This is a genomic window from Pseudomonas sp. FSL R10-2964, assembly GCF_009600035.1.
GTDB classification, from domain to species: domain Bacteria; phylum Pseudomonadota; class Gammaproteobacteria; order Pseudomonadales; family Pseudomonadaceae; genus Aquipseudomonas; species Aquipseudomonas bubulae.
In genome coordinates, this window is the sequence record NZ_WIWH01000015.1 from 1 (window position 1) to 23,288 (window position 23,288).

32 protein-coding genes are annotated in these 23,288 nt (G+C 57.7%); 19 read left to right on the top strand and 13 right to left on the bottom strand.

Going from position 1 to position 23,288, the window contains the following annotated elements; translation table 11 throughout:
- Positions 1 to 86 precede the first annotated feature (86 nt).
- A complete protein-coding gene (locus tag GHN92_RS10200) occupies positions 87 to 833 on the bottom strand; it encodes a class II aldolase/adducin family protein (protein ID WP_153380008.1) in 747 nt (248 codons plus the stop codon).
- A 51-nt stretch (positions 834 to 884) separates the two neighbouring features.
- Complete coding sequence (locus tag GHN92_RS10205) at positions 885 to 1,724, bottom strand: TauD/TfdA family dioxygenase (protein ID WP_095021135.1); 840 nt, start codon at positions 1,722 to 1,724, stop codon at positions 885 to 887.
- Positions 1,725 to 1,937: 213 nt separating this feature from the next.
- On the opposite strand from GHN92_RS10205, the gene GHN92_RS10210 reads away from it, so the two are divergent.
- Both GHN92_RS10210 and GHN92_RS10215 read left to right on the top strand, forming a co-directional pair.
- Complete coding sequence (locus GHN92_RS10210; protein WP_095018467.1) at positions 1,938 to 2,600, top strand: TetR/AcrR family transcriptional regulator; 663 nt, start codon at positions 1,938 to 1,940, stop codon at positions 2,598 to 2,600.
- 178 nt (positions 2,601 to 2,778) lie between these two features.
- Positions 2,779 to 4,368, top strand: coding sequence for a tannase/feruloyl esterase family alpha/beta hydrolase (locus tag GHN92_RS10215; RefSeq protein ID WP_153380010.1), 1,590 nt, complete (start codon positions 2,779 to 2,781; stop codon positions 4,366 to 4,368).
- 80 nt (positions 4,369 to 4,448) lie between these two features.
- Here the strand turns inward: GHN92_RS10215 and dusA are convergent, their stop codons facing one another.
- Complete coding sequence (dusA, locus tag GHN92_RS10220) at positions 4,449 to 5,459, bottom strand: tRNA dihydrouridine(20/20a) synthase DusA (RefSeq protein ID WP_153380012.1); 1,011 nt, start codon at positions 5,457 to 5,459, stop codon at positions 4,449 to 4,451.
- 102 nt (positions 5,460 to 5,561) lie between these two features.
- On the opposite strand from dusA, the gene GHN92_RS10225 reads away from it, so the two are divergent.
- Positions 5,562 to 6,686: a site-specific integrase gene (locus tag GHN92_RS10225; protein WP_153380014.1), complete on the top strand. Its 1,125-nt coding sequence runs from the start codon at positions 5,562 to 5,564 to the stop codon at positions 6,684 to 6,686.
- A 1-nt stretch (position 6,687) separates the two neighbouring features.
- Here the strand turns inward: GHN92_RS10225 and GHN92_RS10230 are convergent, their stop codons facing one another.
- From GHN92_RS10230 to GHN92_RS10260, 7 genes are all read right to left on the bottom strand, one after another.
- Positions 6,688 to 6,963 (bottom strand): pyocin activator PrtN family protein, encoded by a 276-nt coding sequence (locus GHN92_RS10230; protein ID WP_153380016.1) that lies wholly within the window; start codon positions 6,961 to 6,963, stop codon positions 6,688 to 6,690.
- Positions 6,960 to 7,178 carry an Arc family DNA-binding protein gene (locus GHN92_RS10235; RefSeq protein WP_153380018.1) on the bottom strand — a complete coding sequence of 73 codons (219 nt, stop codon included), beginning with the start codon at positions 7,176 to 7,178 and terminating at the stop codon, positions 6,960 to 6,962. The genes GHN92_RS10230 and GHN92_RS10235 overlap by 4 nt, the downstream gene beginning before the upstream one ends.
- A complete protein-coding gene (locus GHN92_RS10240; RefSeq protein WP_153380020.1) occupies positions 7,178 to 7,417 on the bottom strand; it encodes a hypothetical protein in 240 nt (79 codons plus the stop codon). Before GHN92_RS10240 ends, GHN92_RS10235 begins: the two co-directional genes overlap by 1 nt.
- Positions 7,418 to 7,480: 63 nt before the next feature.
- Positions 7,481 to 10,192: a toprim domain-containing protein gene (locus tag GHN92_RS10245; protein ID WP_153380022.1), complete on the bottom strand. Its 2,712-nt coding sequence runs from the start codon at positions 10,190 to 10,192 to the stop codon at positions 7,481 to 7,483.
- Positions 10,193 to 10,194: 2 nt separating this feature from the next.
- Entirely contained in the window at positions 10,195 to 10,428 is a 234-nt protein-coding gene (locus GHN92_RS10250; RefSeq protein WP_106117264.1) for a hypothetical protein, read from the bottom strand.
- Positions 10,429 to 10,514: 86 nt separating this feature from the next.
- Complete coding sequence (locus GHN92_RS10255) at positions 10,515 to 10,994, bottom strand: YmfL family putative regulatory protein (protein ID WP_153380024.1); 480 nt, start codon at positions 10,992 to 10,994, stop codon at positions 10,515 to 10,517.
- 29 nt (positions 10,995 to 11,023) lie between these two features.
- Positions 11,024 to 11,236 carry a DNA-binding protein gene (locus GHN92_RS10260; RefSeq protein WP_153380026.1) on the bottom strand — a complete coding sequence of 71 codons (213 nt, stop codon included), beginning with the start codon at positions 11,234 to 11,236 and terminating at the stop codon, positions 11,024 to 11,026.
- 84 nt (positions 11,237 to 11,320) lie between these two features.
- On the opposite strand from GHN92_RS10260, the gene GHN92_RS10265 reads away from it, so the two are divergent.
- Together GHN92_RS10265 and GHN92_RS10270 are read left to right on the top strand one after the other, a co-directional pair.
- Positions 11,321 to 11,671 (top strand): helix-turn-helix domain-containing protein, encoded by a 351-nt coding sequence (locus tag GHN92_RS10265; RefSeq protein ID WP_153380028.1) that lies wholly within the window; start codon positions 11,321 to 11,323, stop codon positions 11,669 to 11,671.
- Positions 11,672 to 11,749: 78 nt separating this feature from the next.
- Positions 11,750 to 11,935, top strand: coding sequence for a hypothetical protein (locus tag GHN92_RS10270; protein WP_153380030.1), 186 nt, complete (start codon positions 11,750 to 11,752; stop codon positions 11,933 to 11,935).
- A gap of 53 nt (positions 11,936 to 11,988) precedes the next feature.
- Here the strand turns inward: GHN92_RS10270 and GHN92_RS10275 are convergent, their stop codons facing one another.
- From GHN92_RS10275 to GHN92_RS10285, 3 genes are all read right to left on the bottom strand, one after another.
- Positions 11,989 to 12,246 (bottom strand): ogr/Delta-like zinc finger family protein, encoded by a 258-nt coding sequence (locus GHN92_RS10275; RefSeq protein ID WP_153380032.1) that lies wholly within the window; start codon positions 12,244 to 12,246, stop codon positions 11,989 to 11,991.
- Between the two features lie 76 nt (positions 12,247 to 12,322).
- Positions 12,323 to 13,177, bottom strand: coding sequence for a phage portal protein (locus GHN92_RS10280; RefSeq protein WP_178102616.1), 855 nt, complete (start codon positions 13,175 to 13,177; stop codon positions 12,323 to 12,325).
- Positions 13,104 to 15,149, bottom strand: a complete 2,046-nt coding sequence (locus GHN92_RS10285; RefSeq protein WP_153380036.1) for a terminase large subunit domain-containing protein — start codon at positions 15,147 to 15,149, stop codon at positions 13,104 to 13,106. Before GHN92_RS10285 ends, GHN92_RS10280 begins: the two co-directional genes overlap by 74 nt.
- A gap of 162 nt (positions 15,150 to 15,311) precedes the next feature.
- On the opposite strand from GHN92_RS10285, the gene GHN92_RS10290 reads away from it, so the two are divergent.
- From GHN92_RS10290 to GHN92_RS23840, 14 genes are all read left to right on the top strand, one after another.
- Entirely contained in the window at positions 15,312 to 16,235 is a 924-nt protein-coding gene (locus GHN92_RS10290) for a GPO family capsid scaffolding protein (RefSeq protein ID WP_153380038.1), read from the top strand.
- Positions 16,236 to 17,264, top strand: coding sequence for a phage major capsid protein, P2 family (locus GHN92_RS10295; RefSeq protein WP_153380040.1), 1,029 nt, complete (start codon positions 16,236 to 16,238; stop codon positions 17,262 to 17,264).
- Positions 17,264 to 17,977 (top strand): phage terminase small subunit, encoded by a 714-nt coding sequence (gene gpM / locus GHN92_RS10300; protein ID WP_153380042.1) that lies wholly within the window; start codon positions 17,264 to 17,266, stop codon positions 17,975 to 17,977. The genes GHN92_RS10295 and gpM overlap by 1 nt, the downstream gene beginning before the upstream one ends.
- Positions 17,978 to 18,078: 101 nt before the next feature.
- A complete protein-coding gene (locus GHN92_RS10305; protein WP_153380044.1) occupies positions 18,079 to 18,549 on the top strand; it encodes a head completion/stabilization protein in 471 nt (156 codons plus the stop codon).
- A complete protein-coding gene (locus GHN92_RS10310; protein ID WP_178102617.1) occupies positions 18,546 to 18,989 on the top strand; it encodes a phage tail protein in 444 nt (147 codons plus the stop codon). The genes GHN92_RS10305 and GHN92_RS10310 overlap by 4 nt, the downstream gene beginning before the upstream one ends.
- Positions 18,979 to 19,659, top strand: a complete 681-nt coding sequence (locus tag GHN92_RS10315) for a phage virion morphogenesis protein (RefSeq protein ID WP_153380046.1) — start codon at positions 18,979 to 18,981, stop codon at positions 19,657 to 19,659. The genes GHN92_RS10310 and GHN92_RS10315 overlap by 11 nt, the downstream gene beginning before the upstream one ends.
- 11 nt (positions 19,660 to 19,670) lie before the next feature.
- Positions 19,671 to 20,789, top strand: a complete 1,119-nt coding sequence (locus GHN92_RS10320; RefSeq protein WP_153380048.1) for a DUF2586 domain-containing protein — start codon at positions 19,671 to 19,673, stop codon at positions 20,787 to 20,789.
- 6 nt (positions 20,790 to 20,795) lie between these two features.
- Positions 20,796 to 21,248 (top strand): phage protein, encoded by a 453-nt coding sequence (locus GHN92_RS10325; protein ID WP_153380050.1) that lies wholly within the window; start codon positions 20,796 to 20,798, stop codon positions 21,246 to 21,248.
- On the top strand, positions 21,248 to 21,457 hold the full coding sequence (locus GHN92_RS10330) for a TraR/DksA C4-type zinc finger protein (protein WP_153380052.1): 210 nt from the start codon (positions 21,248 to 21,250) through the stop codon (positions 21,455 to 21,457). The genes GHN92_RS10325 and GHN92_RS10330 overlap by 1 nt, the downstream gene beginning before the upstream one ends.
- Positions 21,457 to 21,786, top strand: coding sequence for a hypothetical protein (locus tag GHN92_RS10335; RefSeq protein WP_256666451.1), 330 nt, complete (start codon positions 21,457 to 21,459; stop codon positions 21,784 to 21,786). The genes GHN92_RS10330 and GHN92_RS10335 overlap by 1 nt, the downstream gene beginning before the upstream one ends.
- The gene (locus tag GHN92_RS10340; protein WP_153380054.1) at positions 21,783 to 22,307 is read left to right on the top strand and encodes a lysozyme; all 525 of its coding nucleotides are present in this window, start codon (positions 21,783 to 21,785) and stop codon (positions 22,305 to 22,307) included. The genes GHN92_RS10335 and GHN92_RS10340 overlap by 4 nt, the downstream gene beginning before the upstream one ends.
- Positions 22,304 to 22,792: a lysis protein gene (locus GHN92_RS10345; RefSeq protein WP_372239743.1), complete on the top strand. Its 489-nt coding sequence runs from the start codon at positions 22,304 to 22,306 to the stop codon at positions 22,790 to 22,792. The genes GHN92_RS10340 and GHN92_RS10345 overlap by 4 nt, the downstream gene beginning before the upstream one ends.
- Positions 22,793 to 22,829: 37 nt before the next feature.
- The gene (locus GHN92_RS10350) at positions 22,830 to 23,120 is read left to right on the top strand and encodes a putative phage tail assembly chaperone (RefSeq protein ID WP_153380056.1); all 291 of its coding nucleotides are present in this window, start codon (positions 22,830 to 22,832) and stop codon (positions 23,118 to 23,120) included.
- 23 nt (positions 23,121 to 23,143) lie between these two features.
- Positions 23,144 to 23,284: a hypothetical protein gene (locus tag GHN92_RS23840; RefSeq protein WP_178102618.1), complete on the top strand. Its 141-nt coding sequence runs from the start codon at positions 23,144 to 23,146 to the stop codon at positions 23,282 to 23,284.
- The last annotated feature ends 4 nt before the right edge of the window (positions 23,285 to 23,288 follow it).

Here is a 23,288-nt window from a genome sequence, read left to right on the forward strand (position 1 = left end):
ACAGTTTCAACAATCAGCTGTCACCGGTAGAGTTTGAAAAGCGTTACGCAGCGAGCCTGGAGAGTGTCTAGGAAACCTGGGGCGATTCAGATTTCTTCCCGTGCCATGGCTTCCCACAGAAACGGGAAACCGTTGGCATCGGTGCGCTCTCCAGTGGCGAGGGCGACATGGGCAGGAAGCGGCGCGCCGCCACCGAGTGCCTCGACATGCCAGGCCAGGCGGCTGCGCCACTCCAGTGTGATCGCGCGCAAATGGGCCTGGCGAATGCCATTGGCGACCACTAGCACACCGTGGTTGGCGAGCATGGCCCATTTCTGGGCTCCCAGTGCCGTCACTACGGCGCGGCCGAGGACGGTGTCCTCGACGGTACCGCGATATTCGTCGTAGAGCACCGGGTCGCTATCAACCAGGGCGGAGGTCTGGTCGTAAACCGGCGGGATGCGCCCCGCGGCTGACCAGACGCCTGCCCAGCGCGGGTGGTTATGGATGACCACCTCAACATCATGGCGCGCGGCATGTAAATCCATATGCAGGTTGATCGCCGGGGTGATGTTCCATTCGCCTTCGATGACCTTGCCGGTCTGGTCGAGGCGCAGGATGTCCGAGGCGGTTACTTCGCCCCAGGTGAGCTCCCAGGGGTTGGCCAAATAGGTGCCATCGTCCTGCTTGACGGTGACATGACCGGCAATATGGTCGTTATAACCCTCTCGATACAGCACCCGGCACAGCAGCGCCACGCGTTGGTGCGCAGTCAGTTCGGGCAACAGTGCATACCGGCCTGGCCTGGGAATGTAGCGGGCCAGGAGGTCGTGATTAAGTTCATCGTTCATCATTCTGGTGTGCTCCTCTGCAGCGGTTGTGATCCGTGAATGTTCCTTCAGAACTCACGCCTGCAAGGGTTCGCGGGCGAATACCGAGGTGCGCTGCATGCGCCGTTGATGGGGTTGGTAGTCCAGAATGGCGTTGTGCAACACGCTTCGGTTGTCCCAGAGCACCATGTCACCGACACGCCAGCGATGGCGAAACCCGAATTGCACGTGCTGGCAGTGCGCGTGCAGATAGTCCAGGATCGCGTCGCTTTCAGAGGGGGCCATACCTTCGATATGGGTGGTGTAGGTCGGGCTCAGATACAGGGCTTTGCGACCGGACACCGGGTGCTGGATCACCAGCGGGTGCAGGTGGCGGCGGTTCATCTGCACGACCTCGGCATAGCGCTCATGGCTGACGACGCTCTGGCGCAGCGCTGCCGTCATGGGCCCGTTCATGTCGTGCCAGGCGCTGAGCCCGTCGAGGTAGTGCTGCATACGCCCGGACAGGCTGTCATAGGCCGTGGTCATGCTGATCCAGCACGTATCGCCGCCACAGGGGGGAAGGATCTGGGCGTGGGTCATGGTGACAATCGGCGGGTCGGGCAGGAAGCTCTCGTCGTGGTGCCACATATCCGCCCGGTCACCCAGCCTGGAGTCGATCACGGTGATCTGTTCAAAGCCTGCGCCCAGGTTGGGATAGAACGTGTGAACTTCGGGCTCGCCGAAATATCGTGCAATGGCCAGGTGTTGTTCTGGCTGTAGCCATGGGGCGTGCAGTACCAGGGCTTCATGTTTGACCAGCGCGGCTTCCAGTGCCGCCAGGGTTTGCGGCTGAAAAACAGTGGCAGGATCCAGGTCAAGCACTTCGGCGCCCAGGTGTGGGCCAAGGGGCTGGAGGGTGAGTGGTGAAGGCATGGGCAATCTCCCGGCAGGCTGAAATATCCGATCTTATAGAGGGCGTATCACTACACGTTTGGACGATGTCCGAGCGTCTCCAAAGATCATACTGACGTCATCAGGGTTGAGATATTCGCATTCTGCGGGCATCTGATTGCGTATTTAACCTAATGATAAAAAAGGAAAATATCTGAAATTAAGAACAGCAAAAAATACTCCGCTCGGGTTCCCATGAGCAAGCCAGCCGATGACAATACAAAGGGTCTGATGCCTGCGCTGCGCAAGCGGCCGGTGCAATCCCGCTCACGGGCACTGGTCGATGCTGTTGAGCAAGCCTGCCTGCAGATTCTGGATGAAGCAGGAGAGGCGGCGCTGACGGTCGCCCGCATCGCCGAGGTATCTGGTGTCGCGGTCGGCTCGATCTACCAGTATTTTCCCAGCAAGGACGCCATCGTGGCTTTGCTGTACGAGCGTGTGCTCGACGAAGAGTCCGAGCAGTTGCTGAAGGTGCGGGAAAAGTTGATTGGCGTGCCCCTGAAGTCGGCGCTGGAACAAATTCTGGCCAACATCATTCGCGTCGAAACACGCTTGTTCAGGCTGAACAAGGTGTTTCATTTGCGCTATCACTCGGCCTTGCACCTGGGCATGTGGCGCGGGCCATATACCACCACCGGGGAATTTATCGAAGCGACCTGGTTGCCGCTGCTGCAGTTGTATGAAGATGAAATATCCACGCAACACCCGGCCATGGCCGCTTACCTGCTCGGGCAGGGGCTGCGCAGTGTTATCCGCTCGGTACTGGAAGACATGCCAGACCAGCTTGAATCCAGGGCGCTGCTCGATAGCCTGGTGGCCATGGCCATGGGGTGCCTGCGGCCTTGCACGTGGGAGTGATCTGGCGGTCGGCCCGCTGTTGCGGCTTCGCACGCCGAGCAGTTGCGGGCGCTACACGGATCACCAGTCAGCTTGAAACAGCCAGTTGCACCTTGACCTTCTTTATCCTGCAACTAAGGTCGTGGTAGTGCACCCACCGCGCAGCGTCTGTTCTTGAGCGTGATCCGAAGGCAGGGATATGCAAATTAATCACCCATGTTCAGCACTACGCCCGTTTCTCTGGTACGCAGCCGTCAGCTTGCTGACCCTGGCTATGGCAGCGCAAGCCCATGCCGAAGACACCTGCAGCGCCTTGGCCGCCAGGGCCTTGCCCGATGCGACCATCACCGTGGCCGAGGCCATTGCCCCCGGGCAGTACCCAATGCCGCAAAACCCGCTGACCCGATTGGGGAGTTTCTCCGGCATGAACCCGGCAGGGCGCCCCGCAGTCGGGCCAAACCCGGCCTTTTGCAGGGTTGCTGCCACACTCAGGCCCAGCAGCGATTCAGATATCAAGATCGAAGTCTGGTTGCCGCTCAATGGCTGGAACGGCAAGTTACTGGGTGTCGGCAGTTTTGGCTGGGGCGGAGCGATGATGTACCCGGCCATGCTCGCCGGGCTTGAGCAGGGCTACGCCACGGCAGCGACCGATACCGGACACGACAGCGGTACTGAAGAAGGCAAGGGCGGGCAGTTCGCCCTGGGCCACCCGGAAAAACTGATCGATTATGCCTGGCGCGCCGACCACCTGATGACGGTACATGCCAAGGAACTGATCAAGGCCTACTACGGAAAACCGGCCAGCCGGGCGTACTGGATAGGCTGTTCGCTGGGCGGCCTTGAAGGTCTGATCGAAGCCAGGCGCTTTCCCGATGACTACGATGGTATCGTCGCCGGTGCGCCGCCCAACCCGCTGGTCAAGTTCAATGCCGCCCAGCTCTGGCCCGGCTGGTTGCTCGGTCGCCACCGCGATGTGAACATGACCAAGGCCAAGCTCGAGATGGTCAGCAAGGCGGCGCTCAAGGCCTGCGCCACGCCCATTGGCCTCAAGCAGGGGTTTATCGACGACCCGCAGCATTGCGATTTTGAGCCTGAACAATTGCAGTGCAAAGGCACCGAGACAGCCGACTGCCTGACGGCGGGGCAGGTAGAGCTGATGCAGCAGCTCTATCGAGGGCCGATCAACCCGCGTACCGGGGAAGTGATCTTTCCTGGCGTGGCCAAGGGCAATGAAAACCTGCTCGGTGATTTTGTCGATGGCCAAGCGTTCCCGGTGGCCCTGGACCTGTTCAAGTACGCAGCTTTCCAGGATCCGGACTGGGACTGGACGACCATGGACTGGGACAAGACCGTGAATGAGGCTGTGAACAGGCTCGGGCCCTTGTTGCACGTTGACTCCAACCTCACGGCATTTTTCGACCGGGGGGCAAAGCTACTGCTTTATGTGGGCTGGAACGATTTTCATAACGGCCAGGAGCTGATCGACTACTACCAGTCACTGCTGCGCGATTCGGGCAAGGCGGCCCGGGCCTCGGCCCGGCTGTTTCTGATCCCGGGCATGGGCCATTGTTACGGCGGTGCGGGCTGCGACACCTTTGACAAGTTGGCCATTATCGACAATTGGGTGGAGCACGGCGTAGCACCGCAGCGCATCGTCGCTTCGAAAATTGAAGACGGCAAGGTTGTGCGCACCCGCCCGCTATGTGCCTGGCCGCAGGTCGCCCGTTACGCGGGCAAGGGCGATATCGACAATGCCGACAGTTATGCCTGTGTCGAAGTAACGCAATAGTGGTGCAAAAAAACAAAGGCCTGCATGAGAAGTCTCATGCAGGCCTTTGTGTACCTTGCGCCGGCGCTATTGCGCTGGTTTCAGCGGCCTACCAGCAGTTCTGCGGCCTGATCCAGTAATGCCAACGGGTCCTTGGCCTTATGGATATCCACCGACAGCAGTTGACGAAAGCGCCTGGCGCCAGGGAACCCCTGGCCCAGCCCCAAAATATGACGCGTGATATGGTGCATTGAACCACCAGAGGCTATATGCGCTGCGATATAAGGCCGCAACAGCGTGAGCGCCTCTACCCGCGAAATGACAGGGGCAGAACTGCCAAACAGACGTTGATCGACCTCGGCCAGAATATACGGGTTGTGATAGGCCTCGCGGCCGAGCATCACACCATCAAACACCTGTAAATGTTCCTGGCATTGCTCGAGGGTCTTGATCCCGCCGTTGAGAATGATCTCCAGTTCAGGGAAATCGGTTTTCAACTGCGCGGCAACGTCATAGCGCAGAGGCGGGATATCGCGGTTTTCTTTAGGCGACAGCCCTTCGAGAATGGCAATACGCGCATGCACGGTGAAACTGGTGCAGCCTGCATCACGAACCGTACCGACGAAATCGCACAGTTGTGCATAGCTATCGCGGCCGTTGATGCCGATACGATGCTTGACCGTGACAGGGATAGCGACCGCATCGCGCATGGCCTTGACACAATCGGCCACCAGCGCCGGATGCGCCATCAGGCAGGCACCGATCATATTGTTCTGCACCCGATCGCTGGGGCAGCCGACATTCAGGTTCACCTCGTCATACCCTGCATCCTGAGCCATGCGTGCGCAAACGGCCAAGTCAGCCGGAACACTCCCTCCCAGCTGCAAGGCCAGCGGATGCTCAGACTCGTCATGACGCAAGAAGCGCTCGGCATCACCATTAATCAGCGCACCCGTAGTGACCATTTCGGTGTACAGCAAGGCGTTTTTGGATAGCAGACGCAGAAAAAACCGACAGTGGCGATCTGTCCAGTCCATCATAGGTGCCACGCTAAAGCGCCTGGACACCGCAGAGCCTTTATTTACGGGGTTTGTAGCTGATTTTTCTACCATTTTGCTCTACGTGTTTAAGGCGTGTTTTAGGGGGTAAAAGGGCGTTTTTTGCATGTCACTGGTACAATGTACCATCTCAATTTCGAATTGTACCAGTTGACCATGGCCACGATCAGAGCACGTAAACGCACCGACGGCAGCACCAGTTACACGGCTCAAATACGCCTGATTCGTGAAGGGGCGCAAGTCTATCAAGAGAGCCAGACTTTCGCCCGTAAACAGGCCGCCCAAGCATGGGTTCGCAAGCGTGAAGCCGAACTGGATCAACCCGGCGCGATCGAGCGGGCAAACCGGATAGGCGCCACGGTTAAGGAAATGATCGATCGATACATGGTCGAAATGGAAAAAGCCCGTGGCCTGGGAAAAACCAAGCTGGCCACACTCAAAGCTATCAGCGAGTCCTACCTGGGCGCGGTGAGTGACCAGGACTTGAACTGCCAGATTCTGGTTGAGTACGCGGTCTGGCGAATGGGGCCAGAGGGCGGCGGGGTGCTGCCTCAGACCGCTGGCAATGATTTGGCGCACCTTGGGGCTGTGCTTTCGATTGCGCGCCCGGCATGGGGCTATGAGGTCGACCCTCAAGTAATGGGCAATGCCCGCAAAGTCTTGCGCAAGTTGGGCTACAACATGCGCAGCCGTGAACGTGACCGCCGCCCGACTCTGGATGAGCTGGATAGGCTGCTGGAGTACTTCCAATCGATTCAGGACAGGCGCCCGACTTCGATCAATATGCTCAAGATGACAGCGTTTGCCTTGTTCTCGACTCGGCGTCAGGAAGAGATCACCCGGATCAAGTGGGCGGATCTGGACGCGGAGGGGAGTAGAGTCCTGGTGCGAGATATGAAGAATCCCGGGCAGAAGATAGGCAATGATGTGTGGTGTCATCTACCGCCTGAAGCATTGGCCATCCTGCAGTCAATGCCAAAGACCGTTGACGTGATTTTTCCCTACAGTGCTGAATCAACTTCCGCATCCTGGACACGGGCCTGCAAGTTTTTGGGGATCATCGATCTGCACTTTCACGACCTGCGCCATGAGGGTGTCAGTCGCTTGTTTGAAATGGATTGGGATATACCGAGGGTGGCCAGCGTATCGGGGCACCGCGACTGGAACTCGATGCGTCGCTATACCCACCTGCGTGGACGGGGGGACGCTTATGCAAACTGGAAGTGGTTGGATATTGTGGTAAAGGCGCCCGTGAAGTTGGGCGCCCTGACCTTAAAGTGATTTAACCCCTACGAGGTGCGCTGTTGAGCTGCTGACTCTCCTTCATCGCTGCAGCGCGCTGGCTGTCCAGGTACTCAGAAAGATCCGAGATATGAATGCCCTTGGCACTTTTCTGGCTGGCCTCCATCCGAGTGATGGGGATTTTAATCAGCCCGGCCATCACCTTGCGCTCAAACATATTGGTGGTCAGGTGGGTAAAGTAATCCGTGCAGACCTTATGCAAAGGGATCACCACTTGGGCATCGTATTGGGCCATCAGAACAAACAGAGTTTTCAATTCCCGGTTTCCAGTTCAGCAATGCGAGTTAGCAGTTGGGCAATAACCTTGTTCTTCTGATCGAGCACCAGTTCCAAGGCGAGCGAGCGTTCCAGTCGATGGATTATTTCTCCGTTCATGCTTCGTTGGTTTCTATAGGCGACGGTGGCAATTTCAGGACGAAGACCGTCGGGTAACCGGATTACAAACTTGTCTTGAGCGCGTGAGTCAGTCATTAGTTAGCTCCCAGGGACATGGATTTAGCGAGTAACTGCGCAACTACGGCAGCATCCCGTTCCGATAGCTCGCCCAAGGTCTGGGCCATGCTGCTCAAGCTTTCCAGGCGCACACGTGCCTCTGGTGTTTTGTGTACCAGGTAACCGATCACTGCAGCTCCGATAATTGCGGTGGCCACCAGGTGCCTTGCCGGTGTGGTAGCCTTCAATTCGCTGCTGCTTTGGTTTGTCACTTTCATGGTGTAGTCCTCAGTGGTGGTTGGTGTCGGGGAGCTGTAACTCCTCGACACCACATTTCTAATTCAGGCTTTGAACTGCCAGCAGCTCACCGACTCAGGTGGGGGATTCACCAGGTTGTTTTTCCGCTGGATGCTGTTAATGGCGCTGGATGTGGTGCGATTGATATCAATCAACTTGTGCGATCGGCATTCGCGCAGTAACTGACGCAAGGTGCCGATGTCTGCCAGCTTCTGACGATGTTCTGCCGCTATCTTGGCGAAGCCGTTGAGGTTGATCGCGATGACGTCTGGCTTCTTGCTGTGGTTAACCAACGGTTCGCTGGTGAGCGACTCCAGGTACTCATAGACCTGCCAGAACTCGACTACCGCTGGTGGATCCATGACGATTGCAGACTGGCGTTCGTGCGCCATTTCGATGATCTCTGCGCGGGTGCTCGTGATCATTGCGTCGGTCAATGGCAGCACCAGGGCAAGGCAATCAACAAGTGCAAGCATCATGCTGTGGTTCTTGACGATTCGAGCTGAGCTAAGCGTGCGCAACGAGCGCAGGTGCTCGCGGTGCTTAGGATAGGTTTCGGCGAACTTGGCCATAATCTGTGGCTCAAGACTGATGGCCTGAACAAGGAAGTTGCTGACCTCGTCTGTCGCCATCTGACTCAGTGCATCAGCGGCCGCACTGCTTTCGGCTGTGATCTTTGGCTTGAGAAAGTGCAGTTTGACGATCCGGCTCATAATCGCTTCATTGCCAGTGACGGGAGCGTTTTGGCAGATTGCGATTGCTGCGCGGAACTCAGGCTCATAGGTTTCATTGGTGTTGTTTTTCACACCACGGGTACCCAGCAGGCCGCCACCGAAGAAGTCTTTTAGCTCGTTCATATCGAACGATTTGTTATTCGATGCGTCGTTGTCGCGATCCCCTTCGATAAACACGACCGGCATCCCTGCGACCTGGCCCATCGCACGACTACGGCCTGACGCAGTACCTTTCATTGGGTCGAAGCCTTCGTAGTGGGGCCGCCCGAAGAGTTTCCACAGGAACATAATCAACGTGGTCTTACCCGCGTCCGGTTCGCCAGTGGCCTCCAGGAACGGGAAGCTTTCGTACTGTGCCCTGATCTGTTCTGAGAACAGCGAACCAAACCAAAACGTCAGTGCAGCCAGTCCCTTTTCGCCGAAGCACAGCCACAGCTTGGCCAGCCAGTCATCGCGATAGCCTTTGTTGGTTGCCTTCGGATTGATTTTTACGTTCTTGACCAGGCATTTAACCCGGCGCTTGCCGAACTCAAAGTAATCGTCGGAATTGACTTGGTAAACGACACCGTTATGACAGGCAAGACCATTGAAAATGTAAGCCTGATGTTCTTTGCTGTACCCAACAAAGTCGATTGTCTCTACGGTTTTGATACCTTCAATTTGCTTCATTGAAATCTGGTCAAGGTGCTTTTGGGCACCCAGCCATGTGGAGCTGGAGTAGAGAAGACGGGCTTTAAACTCGGTGCTCGATGAAAACTGTTTCAGGGTGAAAGTGATCTTTTCGCTTGGAGCATCACCGTGCGGATTGATGCGGACGTAATACCACGCCTCACCAGTCGCTTCGTTTAGTTGCTTGTAGAGCGTTTCAAAAGTGCAGTTCGCCAACTGCTTCAACGAGCAAGCGCTATCCAACGCTTTTTGTCGGGCTGCCTTTGCGTTCAGAAGCTGGTCGTCATGGTCATCGCTGTTGAGGAGTTCACGTTGTTCCTCATCGAGCTTGTGCAGATCAAACTTCGCCCAGTACAGGCGGTTGGCAAAATCAAAGTGGAATTCGGATCCTTCCTTTTTTTGGTTATAGATCAGCATCGCTTTTTCACGGGCGGATTCAGCCAACAACAGATCGCCTTGATGGCGAGCCGCATCCAGATCCTGCTGGCGGCGGTAAGCACGCTTAGACTCGTCGGTTTCAAAATGCCAGCGTTGGTGCAGGTCGTTCCAGTCGACTTTGCGGCCGGGTTGCGGGATCAAGGACGCTTTACAGTTGAATCCCATTTCACGGGACTGTTTTACCCACTTTCTGACATACCGGCGCGTTTCAGGCTCGTTATCCAAAGCCCAGACGAGGGTTGGCAATTTGCCGCCGCGCTGCCGCGACAGCTCCTTTAACGCATCCACCGGGAAGTTGTTGTTGGACATGGCGGATACTGCCGCTATGCCGTTGTGTTCCAGGGCAATGGCGTCAAAGATCCCTTCGACGATCCACAGCTCCTTGACGTTGACCAGGTCTACCGATGGCGGGCACCACCAACCGCCGCTTGGGCTTTCGCCTTTTTTGAAGCGGGCCTTCATATTTCCGAAGCGATCCGCCCGGTCAATCAGACGTTCCCAATATCCCCCTTTGTCCAAAGGGAAACGAACCGTGGCGCTGCCGGCATTGAGCTTGTCGGAGTAGAACGAATCCTGAGTGAACCACCCATTAATCCGCTCGATTTGAAAGCCGCGGGCAAACTCCAAATAAGCCCGCGCTGTTGCATTTGGGTTGTCGCTTGTTGCGGGTACCCGTTTGCTCCAGTTCTCAAAAAGGTCTTTGTAAATCTCCTTCACATGCATTGTGAATTTGCACTTTTCAGGTCGCCCGCAAATGATCATCCAGGGTTCATCGTGGCGGGCGTACAGCAGCTTGTCCTTGTGGTTGCAGCTAGGGCAAACGCCCCCGCGCATGTATTGAGTGCCTGGGCGATGTTTCAGGCCATAGTCAGCCTCAAGTCGCTGCAGGATGTCGTAGCGCAGATCTTCTCTCATGGTTACTTCACTGATTTAAGGCTGAGTGATAGGGCTGCCATCAGGCGTTTTTGTGCAGCCATTACCGGGACGTGGGCGAGGATTGCCCCGTGGCGCAGACCGTCCGAGATCAAGCGGAATTGGTCGGCATACCAGTGTTCATTGAGGTTTGAGCGGTACTGTTCACGCAGGGCCATAAGCAGCGCTTCGGCCTCTGCAGGAGGCAGTTGGGTGGTGACAATTACGGCGTTTCCCATCGTAAAACCTCGATTTTGGGCGCAGCTCACCCAAACCCACTGGGTGTGGGGCAGGCGGTTATTGGGTTGGTGGTTCTATTGGGCTATCAAGAAACGGTCGATATGGGCCGTTTTGCGTGCAACTGAATGACAGCTAGTACCTCTGCATGGCGTGCGGCCATGTGCAGGCTTTCGGCTTTAAGGATGGCGTCTGCTTCGCCTTGATCGATTACGCCGTCTTCAAGGGCTTGGGCAATGATCTGGTCTACAGTCCCGCGCTTGGCTGCTGTCTTTACGCACATGGTGTACATCTCCAAATTGTCGAGAGACTCAGGCTGCGCGACCGGGACGAACATTCCGCCGTACATGCCAGCGATGTATTCGGGAAAGTGAGTGGTGCCTGTGTCCTGTTCAAGTTGAAATATTTGCGACTCGGTCAGGGGGCGGCTGTTCTCATACAGGTGGTTGTCAAACTGCTTGATGTCTTCAAAACCCAGGCGGGCAGAGGCGCACTCCCGGCCACCTGGGTAAGCCAGGATTACCAGTCGCATAACCTGTCTGCGCGTTTTTAAAACTTGGCCTTTCATCTTCTACTTTCCCCCGTTACGCAGTGCTATTACTGTGCGATCACGCCGTCTTTGATGCCGAGTAATACGGCAGCGCGATGTGCTTCCCCACGACGACAAAGGCTCTGGCCACTCAGTACTGCGTAAACGGTGCTAGGGTTCAGGTTGTGCAAAACAGCGAAGTTCTTCGCTGACTGGCCACGCTTCTCCAGGGCTTCGCGAGCCTGTTTCCGCGCTTGCTCGTTGGTAGTGGTGTTGGGCATAGTGCAATTCCTTGCGTTTTCGTGTGATGACAAGCGCAGGATGTGGCAAAAAACTGCCATTGTAAATATGTGAGTGGAAATAAATTGACTCTATCTGAAGAAATTGGGGCGCGTTTGCGTGAGCTGCGTTCACAGACCGGCCTGACTCAAGACCAACTTGCGGAAAAGCTCGGCGTATCAAAACGTACCCAAGGAAACTACGAGTCAGGGGCAAGTGATCCCACTGCTTCTTACCTGAGCATGGCAGCCAGCCAGCTGGGTTTTGATATTCCGTACATCCTCAATGGCGTGCGCACGACACCTACGAGCGATTCCCTGAGTGAGGTGGAGCACTCCATTCTCCAGCAGTACCAGAGCATTCCCGAAGACGATCAAAAAGCCATTCGCCGTATTCTCAAAGCGATGGCCGACGATGCTGCACGGTCTGTTAATTAATTTCGTCTCCCCCCGTTCTAAAGCTGCTACTCCTCCCGATAACGTCGATTCAGCAATGCACTTTATGGAGTAGTTAGCATGTTGGATCACGTAAAAAACCATAGCGGCCTTGCACAAGCGCTTGAGCTTGAATCGCAGGAACTCACGGTAATGGAGCTGAATTTGATCAGTCTTTACCGCCAGTTGAGTGAGCAGGATCAGTTGCAGATGAAACGAGTAATTGAGGCTCTGACAACGAATCCGGAAGCCCCTGTAGAAAGTTAACTTCCCGCTGGGATGTGACCGATCGCCGACATTTTGAGTCGGCGGTTTAAGGTTCAAGCGACTGCATGTGATGCGAGTTGTGCGAATAATTCTTGTTGTTTGGCTTTGGGCATTTCGCGCAAACGGTCGAGCAGCATTCTTTCGTATGACTGAGCCGATGGGCTTAATGTGTGTGAGAACGTGAGTTCTGCCACCCAGGTATGCCCGCACATTGCATCCAGGCACTGGCAATAGAGCTTCGAAAAATCAGCTGAAAAAGTTTCCCGTGAAGCGATGCGCCCTTTGTGCCCGCACTTACAAACAACCCGCATATTGTGTCCCTCCCCAGGGTGCAATAATTTGCCATTGTATCGTCGATAGACGCAGATTTACGCTTCTGGCCGCGCTTTAATTAGTGCTTTCTATCGTTTTGTCCTCTTCCCGCCACGCTATCCGCCGATCCTCGCGCAACACCTCATTAACCTGGTCAAACAGCTGGCAGATCGGGCGTATCTCGTTGCTGGTGTAGACCCGGTCGATCTTTTCAATATCCCCAAAGCCCCCGCTGTTCTCCGGGATGATGCCCGCCAGTGCGGGGTTCATTCGCCAGGCCGCGATTACGTCGTTGCGGGTGATGTTCTTCACCTTCTCCAGTTCGTCTTTGGCCTGGAAGTCGCCCACCGGGATGATCTGGATCGCCTCTTTGTCGCCGCCCGGGATGTTGACGAACATTGAGCGGAAGTTACCCACACCCTTGCTCGCGGTGATTTGTGCGCGCAGCTCGTCTTCGTCTTCTTCGGTCAGGTTTGGGTCGTTGGTGTAGAAGATGTAGCCTGCGTGGGCACCGTTGCTGTAGTAGCGGCGGCGGAACAGGGTCGCGGCTTCGTTGAGTAAAAGGGCCTGCAGTCCGCCCAGGTAGTCGGGCACGCCGTAGATGTTCTGTTCCACGTCGTAGTCTTTGATATGGACGACTTCGTCTTGCTCAAACTCGTCTTCCTTGCCGTCCGGCAACAGCATCACAAACCCGCCATCGACCTTTACCCGCATGTTGATAGCGGGCAGGTGTTCCAGCTCCAGGACTTCGCCAAACATATTGAATTGCTTGAGCAGGTAGGCTTCGCCAAAGACCATAAAGTCCAGGCCAGCACAGCGCATGGTGTGAACGCTGACACCTTCAGAGGGGATGAACTCACGCAGCAGCAAGTTGCGCTTGAAGCCCGGAATGGCGCCGTGGTGCGCGTTGGCGCGCAACAGCTTGGCCAAGCCCTGGCGCGACACTGGCGGCGTGTACAGGCGCCCGTCGTCGCTGGCAAAGATGCCGAGGTATTGCCCGATGTTCTCGGTGAGTACCTGTTCCGGGGATCCGAACGAAAACGCTCGCGTGCGCCCTCGTGCTGGTTTGCGTTGCTGCTGTTTTTTTGGCCGGGCCATTACTGTTCGATCCGCTGAGTGTGTAGCGACTACGCCGCTGCTTGTTGGTGTTGAGGGGTTCGTTTTGCAGGGCGTGCATGACCGCCCAGGCCACGTCGGCGTGGCCGGTGGCGTCGGTACGCGATGCGCTGTAGGTGACTTGCCCGCTGTTGGTGGTGCCGCGCTTGATCGTCAAGAAGGCCTGGGCGATGTCAGTCCACCCGGCATCCCATTCGATGCGGCTGCCCTGAATCGTGTCCTGGGCTTTGAGTACCAGGGCGTTTTTGGTTTCCAGGCTGTAGTGGATCGAGGTCGCACGCGGGTAAAAATCGCGCACCAGGTCGAACACGCCGTATCCGATGCCGGTGGTATCGATACCGATGTGTTGCACGTTGAAGCGCTCGGTCAGTTTTTTGATCTGGGCAGCCTGGTACGTGAACGAATGGCCGCGCCAACTGTGTTTTTCCAGAATGCGGAACTTGGCGCCCGGCTCCAGCGGTGGAGCGATGACCACACAGGTGGCGTCATCGCGGGTACGGCTTGGGTCATAGCCCAGCCACACAGGACTGTTGCCGTAGGGTCTGGCGTCATCCGGATCGTAGTCAGCCCACAGTGCCAGGTCGGAATAGCAGCGCTCCAGATCCGACAGGGTGAAGGCGCTCATGGTGCTGTCGATGAATTTACAGCGGAACAGCTGTTCAAACTTGTCCTCGTCGTACTCCAGCTGCAACTGCGCCAGGTCGAACAAGTTGCAGCCACCGGCAATGGCATCGTCGATGGTGATGATCTTGCGCCACTGGCCATCCGGGCATAGCGTGCCCTGTGCGATCGCCGTGTCTTTCGGCCAGTCTGCAGCGAGCTTTTTCCCGCGTTTGCTGTTGCGAAAGCCCTCACCACTCCAGAATGGGTACGCCTGGTGCGTGACCGCGCTTGGCGTTGAAAAGTAGGTCTTGCGCCACTTTTTGTGGGTAGCCATGGCGCTGGCCACCGTGTTCAATTTCTCGAAATCACGAATCCAAAAGTATTCATCCACGTACACATGGCCGTGGTGGCCCTGGGCGGTGCTGCTGTTGGTGCTCAGAAAGCGCAGTTCGGCGCCGTTGCTCAGTTGGATCGGGTTACCCGTCAGCTCCAGGCCAAACCACTGCTGGGCAAACTGGATAATGTAGCTGCGAAAAATTTCTGACTGGGCGCGACTGGCCGACAGGAATATCTGGTTATCGCCGGTCAGCACGGCATCCATAAACGCTTCGCCAGCGAAGTAGTAGGTCAGGCCCACCTGGCGACTTTTGAGGATGTTGCGGATACGACAGGCCAGCGGGTTCTGTTTGGCCGCGAACAGCTCTTTCTGGTAGCCGTACATGCTGCCGATGAACTTATCCAGAAAGTCCACTTCGGTCAGGCCGCTGACATCATTCTTAATCTTTTTTTCGCGCTTGCCGCCGCCTTTTTCTGCGCGTTCGCCACGTTCGCGGCGTCGGCCTTCCCGGGGCTGGCCAGTCTCTGCCGGTTGATCCCCGATCGGGGCCGGTACCGACTTTGCGCTCTGCTTTAGCAGACGCTCGCGCACGCTGGTCAGGCGGTCGAGTTCGTCCAGGTCGCCTTTTGTCAGCGTGGTCTGCTTGTCCAGGATCAAGGTGATTCGGCGGCCAACCGCGGTCAGCGGTTCCTCATCCGAAAGCATGTCCTCCCAACCGCCCTGGCGGATCCAGTAATAGACGATCCGGATATTGGGCAGGTTGAGCTGTGCCTGAATTTCCTTGGCCTTGCAGCGGCGCAGAAACAAGCGTTTGGCGGTTTCTTTAACTTCGGTTGAATAGAGCATGGGCCGCAGTCTATGCGGCGAAAACGCAGCAAACGCGGTGTTAAGTTCCGCCATTCTCCTAGATCGCGAATATAGGAGGAACGCGCAAGGGAACCGTTTGTTTGAGGGGCTTTCGCTCCCTATCGTGGCGTCTCAACTCACCGATTGAGCGCAGTTAGCACCATGCCCCGTTCCCTTGTTTCAGTTTGGAAACGTGTCGCCACCAGCGGCACCACCGCTGATGGTCGCGAAATCCTTCCCCAGGAACTGCGCGACATCGCCGAAACCTACAAGTCGTCGCGCTACACCGCTGTTATCTGGTGTGAACACGAACGCTGGCATGGATCCCACGGCACTGTGTTTTCAGTGCGTTTGCTGGAAGACGCTGAGGATCTGGAGCCGGGCCAAATCGCTCTGGAAGCCCAGCTAAAACCCAACGATCAACTGCTGCGCCTCAATGACCTGGGCCAGAAGCTGTTTACCAGCATCGAGATCACCCCGAACTTCGCTGGCACTGGCAAAGCCTATTTGACCGGACTTGCCGTTACGGATGAGCCGGCCAGCCTGGGCACTCAAGAACTCTACTTTTCCCGCAAGACCAACAAAACGTCGTACTACGCCGCGTCTGTTGCGCTGGGTGAGTTGGTCGAGGATCAGCCGCAGGGCGAGTTTGCAAAGCTGACAGCCATGCTTAAAGGGCTTTTTAAGCAGTTCGGTATTGAGCCAAAGCCCGACGAAACCCCACCCCCCACCGAGAGCAAAATCCCAATGGATGAAGCAACAGCCAAGGCTGCACAAGCCCTTATTGAGCAGCTATTGATCGTGGCTGCCGGTCTGCAAACGCTGGTTCCAGCCGTCAGCGAAGAAGTCGACCAGACCCTGATTGAAGACGTGCAGGAGTCTGTCGAAACGATTCTGGACGAGGCGGACAAAGACCGCGAAATGTCCCGTAAACGTAAGGCTACAGGCACTGCCCAAAGCCAACTGGAACAGCGTTTGGCTGGCATCGAGAAGCAGTTTTCGAAGCTGCTGGATACCGCTCAAGCCCGTCCGGTTGTGCGTACTACTGGTGTGAACTCTCGCATCAACAAGCGGAGAGCTGTGTAAATGGCACGCTCATATTCCCTTAGTGCCCACGCACAAGAACAGTTCGCGCTACTGCAGGACGATCTTGGCGAAGCGTACAACGTCCAGGACGTAGCCCGTCAGTTTGCTGTTGAACCCAGCGTGGCCCAGGAACTGAATGATCGCATCACCGAGAAATCCGACTTTCTTGGGCGAATCAACATCGTCCCGGTGACTGAAATCAAGGGCGAAAAGGTGATGATGGGCGTCAGTGGCCCGGTGTCGAGCCGCACTAACACCATCACCACCGACCGCGAAGCCAAAGACTTCAGCGACCTGTCTGCACTCGGTTACGAGCTGTTCCACACCGAGTCCGATGTGGGTCTGTCCTTTGCGAAAATCGACAGCTGGGCCAAGTTCCCGGACTTTGCCGATCGCTACACCGCTGCCGTGCAACGTCAGATCGCGCTCGATCGGATCATGATCGGTTTCCACGGCACCCACGCTGCACTGCAAACCGACATCGTCGCGTTCCCGATGCTGCAGGACGTGAACAAGGGCTGGCTGCAAATCGCCCGTGAACAGATCCCGGCGCAGGTGCTCAAGGAAGGCAAGGTGGCTGGCAAGATCACCTTGGGCGTCGGTGGCGACTACGTGAACCTTGACGCCCTGGTGCATGACGTTAAGCAGATGATCGATCCGGTGTTCCGTGATGCGGGCGACCTGATCGCAATCATTGGCAGCGATCTGCTGGCCAGCGACAAGGGCAAGCTGTACGCCAAGCAAGGCGACACCCCGACCGAGAAGGAGCGCATCGAAGGCGCCCAGATCATTGCGACCTACGGTGGTCTGTCGTCCTTCGTGGTTCCTCACTTTCCATCCACCGGCGTTGTTGTCACCAGTTGGAACAACCTGTCGCTGTACTTCCAGGACAGCAGCTGGCGTCGTCATGTGCTTGAAAACCCGAAGCGCTCCCGCGTCGAAGATTACAACGGCCGCAACGAAGGCTATGTGATCGAGCAGCTGGAAAAATTCGCGGCGATCGAAGCCGGTAACCTGGAGCTGATCTGATGAGCATTGCCTTGGCCCACAAGCGGCGCGTACTCGCACAAGGCCCGGCGGTCGAGGCGGCTGCTGTGCCTTACAGCTCATCGACGGCACTGGCCAGCCCGGCCAATGCGCAAAAGCACCTCAAGCTGATGGAAGTTGCGCTGGCTGATGATCTGGAGCGCGTCAGCGCAATCAACAGTCGTGAAGTCCGTCAACAGCTCAAGCGTGACGAGCTGTTGCCCAAGTACCAGGACTACGTCAAACGCTATATCGACAGCGGCCTTAACCACCCAAATCCGGTGCTGATGCAGGTGATGGTGTGGCTGTTCGACACCGTGCAGTTTGAAGAAGGCTTGGGCCTGGCTCGCTTTGCCATGGGCCAGGGTCAGGAAATGCCTGAGCGCTTCAAGCGTGACATCCAGACCTTTGTCGCTGACGAGGTGATCGACTGGGGCGAGGCAGAGCACAAGGCCAAGCGCAGTCCCGAACCGTACCTGTCCGACCTGCTGCCTTTTGTCGATGGCGAATGGCAGCTGTTTGAGCGCATTCCGGCGCGCTACCACAAGCAAATCGGGATTCTGGCACTGGAGCAACGCGACTTCGCCAAAGCCATTCAGCACTTCGAACGTGCAGAAGAGCTTTTCGAAAGCATCGGCGTAGGCACTCGCCTGGAAGGTGCTCGCAAAGCCCTGGCCAAAGAACAGAAAGAAACGGCCAACCCGGCCACTGAATAACCGACTACCCCCCCCAGCGGGAAACTGTGGAAGTGAGTCAGCCATTTATGGCCGTCCGACTCACCGCCAACAGTTTTCCCGCCCTATTTGAGCGGCCAGCGATGAGCTTTTCAGGCAAACCCACCACATTGGTGGAACAGCAGATCGACAATGACGGCTTTTGGCCTGACCTGTCGGTAAGCGAGTTCCAGAAAGGCTATCGCCTGCCAGGTGAGTACCTGGGCGAAATGCTGGCCGCTGATTTAAAGACCGCCATGGTCGAGGTCAACACTGACCTGAGCCGTGTGAAAACCAAACTACAGGCTGCTGGCATATCAAACCTGGAAGCTGCTGCAGGTGTGACTACTCCCGCTGAATGGGTCTATGCCTACAAGGTCGTGCTTTACAAGCGCGCAGTGTACTGCCGCGCCAAGGCCAGCCTGCTAACCCAGTTCGCCACAGTAAACCGCCGCGAGAGCGCCGAAAACCTCGGCAAGGAATTGCCTGAGCGATCGGAAACCTTTCTCGCATTCAGCCAGCAGGCTGTTCGCTTGCTGCAAGGCCGTGGCCGCATCACGGCGATGCTGCTGTGATCAAGCTGCAGGCTTTGACGGCCTACCTCATCGAACGCCAGTTGGTAGCTCCCGAACAGCTCGACAGCTGGACGGACCAGGTGCAGCTGGAATTGGTGTGGAAGCCCGACACCAAGGGCATGCACATGGGCGATATGAACTACAGCGCCACGATCGTGCTCGAGCGTTTCGCCGACAACCCGGCCCGCCTGATGGCATTGGTCGGCAGTTGGTTGGAGAACAACGACGAGGACCGCGACGGCCTGCCTGCGACCGTGTTCGACATCACCATGCTCGACAACGACTTGGCCGATGTGGACATCAAGCTGCAGTTCAGTGAGCCGCAGTACCTGACCGAGGATCCGGACGGTGAGATCGAGGCCTTCGGTCAGACCTGGGCATTCGTGCCGTTCGAGCTGTGGGTGGCAGAGCAAGGCGAGGTGACCGGCGATGGCGCGTAGCACTTTCGACCTGGATATTCGCGGCCTGCTGGGTGCCGAAGAACAGCTCGCGCTGCTCAATCTGGCGCCTAAGTTGCGCCGCCGGCTGCTGAATAACGTCAGCAAGCGCGTGCGCAGCCTGAGTCGCCAACGGATCCGCAACCAGCAGAACCTGGACGGCTCGCCGTTCGAGGCTCGCAAAGGTTCGGCCAAGGGCAAAAAGAAGATGGAAGCCGGCCTGGGCAAGCTGCTCGAGGTCACCCGCGTCAACGCTGACGAAGCCGAACTGGGCTGGCGTAACGCGCTGACCCGTTGGGTGGCCTCGCAGCAACACAACGGCGTATCCGAACGACGCACCGCCGCGCAGATGCGCCAGTGGAACAAGGTTCCCGAAGGCTTGGCCGCGACCGAAAAGCAGGCCAAGCGCTTGCGCCGTCTCGGTTTCAAGGTTCGTCAGGCGGGCAAAAAAACGCTCACACGCCCGTCCGTGGCGTGGATTAAAGAACATGTGAACTACGCCAAGGCGGGTCTGTTGATCCGCATCCTGGACGACCAACAAGCCGAAACCTCTGGTGCACAAAGCTGGGAAATCAAGCTGCCCAAGCGCCAGTTTCTCGGCCCCGGCACCGAGACGGAAACCAGCGCGCTGGTGAACCTGGTGCTGCAACAAATCCTTAATTCTCCCCGCTAACGAGGCACTGCATGTCACTCGGCAAAGTCAGCGTAAACAATCTCAACCTCGGCCAGGGTGCCGTGTCTTCGATCGAATGCTATTTCATGTTCATCGGCCCTGGTGCGAAAAGCCAAGGGCAGTTGATCCCCCTCAACACCGACAGCGACCTGGACGTGATGTTGGGCATTCCGGCCAGCGATCTGAAAAGCCAGGTCACGGCCGCACGCCTGAATGGCGGTGACCGCTGGGCCTGCCTGGCTGCGCCGTTGGCTGCCGATAGCAACTGGCAGGACGCACTGACCAAGGCGCAGCAACAGGGCTACTCCGTCGAAGCGGTGGTGATCACCAAACCAGTCACCACTGGCGCCGAATTGTCGGCCATGCACGACGCGGCGCAAGCCCTGCAGAACACCTATGGTCGCCGCGCTTTTGTCATTGCCTCGTCGGTTGGCATTGATGCCGCCGATCAGACCTGGTCGGAGTACCTGACCGAACAGAAAGCCATCGTGGAAGGCCTGGCCGCACCGCGTGTCATTTGCGTGCCCCAGCTGCACGGCAACGACTTGGGCGTGTTGGCCGGTCGCCTGGCCAACGCCGCCGTCAGTGTGGCCGACAGCCCGATGCGCGTGGCCACCGGCCCGGTACTCGGCTTGGGACCGGTACCGGTTGATTCCGAAGGCGTGCCGTTGCTGTCCGCGATCCGCTCCGAGCTGGATAAAGCGCGGTTTTCCGTGACCCAGACCTACACCGATTATCCCGGCGTGTACTGGGCCGACGGCAACCTGCTCGACACGCCGGCCAGCGACTTCCAGGTGATCGAGTACCTGCGTATCGCCGACAAGGCGGCACGCCTGGTACGTCCGCTGCTGATCCGCCGCGTGGCCGATCGCCGCCTGAACAACTCGGCCAACAGCATGGCGGTGAACATCAGCGCCCTGATGGCCCCGCTGCGCGCAATGGCCAAGTCCACCACCTTCGCGGGCCAGGTGTTTCCCGGCGAGATCGAGCAGCCCAAGGACGGCGACATTGTCCTGACCTGGAAGAGCAAAACCGCCGTCGAGGCCTACATCAAGTTGCGCCCCCTTAACTGCCCGAAAGACCTGACCGCGAACATCGCGCTTGACCTTTCGACCACTGAAACGGAGTAACCCCGCATGGCTGCAAAGATTGGCGGCAAGAACTTCGACGTGAACCTAGGCGATCTGCTCGTTCACGTCGAGAGCGGCACCCTGGACATCACCGACAACAGCACCGTGGCCCAGACCAAGGGCGTGCCGAACGGGCACGTTGACGGTGACGTGGGCGCAGCGGGCGAACTGGAGCTGGACACCACCAACTTCAACTTGCTGATCGAGCAGGCCAAGAGCGCCGGCAGTTTCCGCGAACTGGAACCGTTCGACATCGTGTTTTTCGCCAAGGCCGGCGACGAGGAACTGCGCATTGAAGCGTTCGGCTGCAAGGTGCGGATCTCCAGCCTGTTGAGCCTCGACCAGAAAGGCGGCGAGAAGAACAAGCACAAGGTGCCGTTCGACGTCACCAGTCCGGACTTCATCAAGATCAACGGCGTGCCATACCTGAGCGCTGCTGAAATCGAAGGCCTGACCTGATGGTGGACTGGTTCGATCGCGCCCAGGCGCAAGAGCAGCGCGAGCGGGACAAGGCCATAGAGGTCCAGCTCGCCCGGCCGCGCCCGTCCGGACCGAGCCGGACCCATTGCCAGGAGTGCGAAAGCCCGATCCCCGAGGCGCGTCAAGCGCTGGGCGGCATCGTTCGCTGCGTGCCCTGCCAGACGACTTTTGAGCAAGGAAAACGCTGATGTCGACCACTCTGCAGCAGCCCCTTACCGACCCAGGTGCAGATACCACGCGCCAGGGCAGGATCGAACGTGACGTGATGTTGATCGAGTACCGCGTAGGCGAATTGGAAAGGCATCACGGAACGGTTCCTACCCGCGTCACCAAGCTTGAGCAACAGTTCGAACACATGTCCGGTCAACTGTCGCAGCTCAATGAGGGCCAGCAAAAGCTGACCGTCGTTGTTTCCGATATCGGCAAGAAAATCACCTGGGCGTTGGCGATCGCCAGCACCTTGTGGGCGATCCTGCAGATGGTCGGACCAGCCCTGTTGCGGGTGTTCCTACCATGAGCCTGCGCAACAAGATCACCGCCGGTGTGCTGGTCCTATGTAGCGGAGCGCTGACGGCTTTTCTGGGCACCTGGGAAGGCAACGGCCAGAACGTCGTCTACGCGGACAACCTGGCCCGTGGGCTGCCCACCGTGTGCAAAGGCATCACCAAACACACCAGCTCGGTACCGGTGGTTGTGGGTGATTACTGGTCGGACGCTCGTTGCGCTGAAGTGGAAAGCCTGGTGATCAGCAAAGGCCAACTGGCCCTGGCCGACTGCCTGACCAACCAGGCGATCGGGCAGAACACGTTCGACGCCCTTAGCAGTCATGGCCACAACCTTGGGGTGCCGTCCACGTGCGCCAGTCGGGCCGTGGGCCTGATCAACGCAGGCCGCATTGCTGAGGGCTGCAAAGCATTAGCCTGGGCGCAGGACGGCAAGCCGGTCTGGGCCTACGTGACCCTGCCCAACGGTCGAAAACAGTTTGTCCAGGGTCTGCACAACCGCCGGTTGGCCGAAATGGAGCTGTGTCTGAAATGAAAACCATCCTTATGGAGTTCGCCTGGCCGCTGCTCAAGCTGTTGAGCAGCGTACTCATCATGCTTGCTCTCTATTTCCAGGGCGGACAGCTGGACGATGCCCGCCGCGAGCGTGACAGCGCCCAGTCCGAAGTCAGTGGCTTGCGTGAAGCCGCCCGCATCAGTGGCGAACGGCTCGCCGCCCGTGACCAGGTCGATCAGAAACACACCGAGGAACTGAACCATGCACGCGCTGAAAACGACGCTCTGCGCCGCGATGTTGACGATGGCCGTCAGCGGCTGCGCATCCGTGCCACCTGCAGACCCCCTGTGCCCAGCGCCACCGGCGCCGCCAGCGTGGCTGATGCAGGCAGCGCCGAACTCGCAGCAGACGCTCGATCGGATTATTTCACCCTCCGAGATCAGCTCGCCCTAAGCCGGCAAATGATCCTCGGCCTGCAGGACTACACCCGGCAGGTGTGCCTACGCATGCCCGCCAATCCCTGATCAACATTCACCAAACCCTCTACAGACGGATCCTCCAATGACTGAAGTAAACCGCGACATCACCATGGAAATCGGCGACCGCGAATTCACCTTTCATCTCACGCCTCAAGACGTGACCAAGTACTTCAACAGCACCACGAACAACAACAAGGTGGCCCCGGCTAACAACTTGTTGGTGAGCACCGTCAAGCAGGAAGAACGCGCCTCGCTGAAACCGTTGCTGGCCAACCCGGTGACGGTGATGGAGCTGGCCGGTGCGCTGCTTGAAGAGTACTCGCCGGACATCGACATCATCGTAAAAAAGTCCTCAGCCACGCTGACGGCTTAACCGACGACGGGCTGGGCCAGCTGATGGCCCTGACCCACCGCTGGTTACCCGGTGCTGAACCCACGATCGAGAACATGGGCACGGCGAAATGGCTGGAAGACGAACACTGGAGACGCATGGAGATCGCCGTGGCTAACGGTATCGCCTTTGCGCTGAACGGATAAAAAC